The organism is Spirosoma knui, assembly GCF_054780635.1.
Genome location: NZ_BAAGVY010000028.1, coordinates 1,626 through 4,448 on the forward strand (window position 1 = coordinate 1,626; position 2,823 = coordinate 4,448).

The 2,823-nt window shown below is 55.8% G+C and carries 1 rRNA gene; it reads left to right on the forward strand.

Annotated elements, in window-relative coordinates:
- A 23S ribosomal RNA gene (locus tag ACYVIY_RS28545) occupies nucleotides 1-2,823 on the forward strand; the annotation flags it as partial.

Below are 2,823 nucleotides of genomic sequence, written 5' to 3' on the forward strand. Positions count from 1 at the left end.
AACACGCAGCAAAAGGGCGTCTGGGGGATGCCTAAGGCTTCTGGTGGCGATGAAGGACGTGGCAAGCGACGAAACGCTTAGGGGACCCGCTGGCAGGGGCTGATCCTAAGGTGTCCGAATGGGGCAACCCACTACCTTGAAGAGGTAGTACCTAGCGATAGGGGCAAACGCGGTGAACTGAAACATCTAACTAGCCGCAGGAACAGAAAACAAGTAGTGATTCCCTGAGTAGTGGCGAGCGAACGGGGAACAGCCCAAACCAGCTGTGTTACGGCACAGCTGGGGTAGTAGGACCTGACATCAAGCCAACAACCGAACTGAAATGACGTGGGAACGTCAACCACAGAGGGTGAGAGTCCCGTACGGGTCAGGGCGTTGGTGGGTTGGGGATCCTGAGTAGGGGGGGACCGGAGAAATCCCCTCTGAAGCAGCCGGCACCATCCGGTAAGGCTAAATACATCCAGAAGACCGATAGTGCAGAGTACCGTGAGGGAAAGGTGAAAAGTACGGGGAGTACCCGGGTGAAATAGATCCTGAAACCAGGCGCTTACAAGCGGTCGGAGCCTCCAGTGTGGGGTGACGGCGTGCCTTTTGCATAATGAGCCTACGAGTAACCGTCACTGGCGAGGTTAAGTGCGTGGACGCACGGATCCGAAGCGAAAGCGAGTCTGAACAGGGCGCTTAGTCAGTGGGGGTTGACGCGAAACTTGGTGATCTACCCGTGGCCAGGCTGAAGGGGTGGTAACACACCGTGGAGGGCCGAACCGATAAGCGTTGAAAAGCTTCCGGATGAGCTGCGGGTAGGGGTGAAAGGCCAATCAAACTGAGAAATAGCTCGTACTCTCCGAAATGTTTTTAGGAACAGCGTTCAGTGTTACCACTTTAGAGGTAGAGCCACCAACAGGATGCGGGGGAGTCACATCCTACCAACTTCTGATGAACTCCGAATGCTAAAGTGGGTGCTGGGCAGTGAGGGGCAGGGTGCTAAGGTCCTGTTCCGAGAGGGGAACAACCCAGACCATCAGCTAAGGTCCCCAAGTGTGTGCTAAGTTGAACAAAGGCGGTCCGGCTGCTGAGACAGCCAGGAGGTTGGCTTGGAAGCAGCCATTCCTTTAAAGAGTGCGTAACAGCTCACTGGTCGAGCGGGGCGGGCGTCGATAATAAACGGGCATCAAGCACACCACCGAAGCTATGGACTCATGCAAGAGCATGATGTGGTAGGAGAGCATTCTATAGGGGGTGAAGTTGGGGCGTGAGCCCTGGTGGACCGTATAGAAAAGCAAATGTAGGCATAAGTAACGAGAATGAGGATGAGAACTCCTCACACCGAAAGGCTAAGGTTTCCTCCGCGATGGCAGTCAACGGAGGGTTAGTCGGGGTCTAAGGGGCAGCCGAAGGGTGAGTCCTGAGGGGAAGTGGGTTAATAGTCCCACACTATCCATGCAGGTAATGCCATGACGGAGTGTCGGGGGTTCTACGTCCGGACGGAAGTGGGCGTTGAGGTGAGGCTTCGGCTGAGCCGAAGGACTGAAGAGGCTTCCAAGAAAAGTGGCAGTACGTTAAGCGTATGGATACCCGTACCGCAAACCGACACAGGTAGCTGGGCAGAATATGCTAAGGTGCGCGAAAGAATCATGGTTAAGGAACTCGGCAAAATAACCCTGTAACTTCGGGAGAAGGGGGGCCTACCTGGTGACAGGAGGCTGCAGAGAAGACGCCCAGGCGACTGTTTACCAAAAACACAGGACTCTGCCAAAATGAAAGTTGACGCATAGGGTCTGACACCTGCCCGGTGCTGGAAGGTTAAGGGGGGAGCTTAGGGGGTAACCCCGAGGGTTTGAACTGAAGCCCCAGTAAACGGCGGCCGTAACTATAACGGTCCTAAGGTAGCGAAATTCCTTGTCGGGTAAGTTCCGACCTGCACGAATGGTGTAACGATCTGGGCACTGTCTCAACCATGAGTTCGGTGAAATTGTAGTAGCGGTGAAGATGCCGCTTACCCGCCACGGGACGGAAAGACCCCGTGCACCTTTACTACAGCTTAACATGGATCGCTGGTCAGGCATGTGTAGGATAGGCGGGAGGAGTTGAAGCGGTGTCGCCAGGCCTCGTGGATCCGCCCTTGAAATACCGCCCTTGGCTGACCGGCGGTCTAACTCCGATGAGGAGAACAGTGTTTGGTGGGTAGTTTGACTGGGGTGGTCACCTCCGAAAGGGTAACGGAGGTTTCCCAAGGTTTGCTCATGCCGGACGGTAATCGGCAGGGGAGTGCAATAGCAGAAGCAAGCTTGACAGTGAGGCCCACAAGCCGATCTGGTGCGAAAGCAGGGTATAGTGATCCGGTGGTTCCGCATGGAAGGGCCATCGCTCAAAGGATAAAAGGTACGCCGGGGATAACAGGCTGATCTCCCCCAAGAGCTCACATCGACGGGGAGGTTTGGCACCTCGATGTCGGCTCGTCACATCCTGGGGCTGGAGAAGGTTCCAAGGGTTCGGCTGTTCGCCGATTAAAGTGGCACGCGAGCTGGGTTCAGAACGTCGTGAGACAGTTCGGTCCCTATCTGTGGTGGGCGTGGGATGACTGCGGGGGTCTGTCCTTAGTACGAGAGGACCGGGATGGACATACCGCTGGCGGATCGGTTGTTTGGCCGCAGGCACGGCCGAGTAGCTACGTATGGTTAAGATAAGCGCTGAAGGCATCTAAGTGCGAAACTGGCCCCAAGATGAGTCATCTACGAAAGGGTTGTGCGAGACGAGCACGTGGATAGGCGGCAGGTGCAGGGGCAGAGATGTCTAGAGCTGAGCCGTACTAATGAGCCCGGG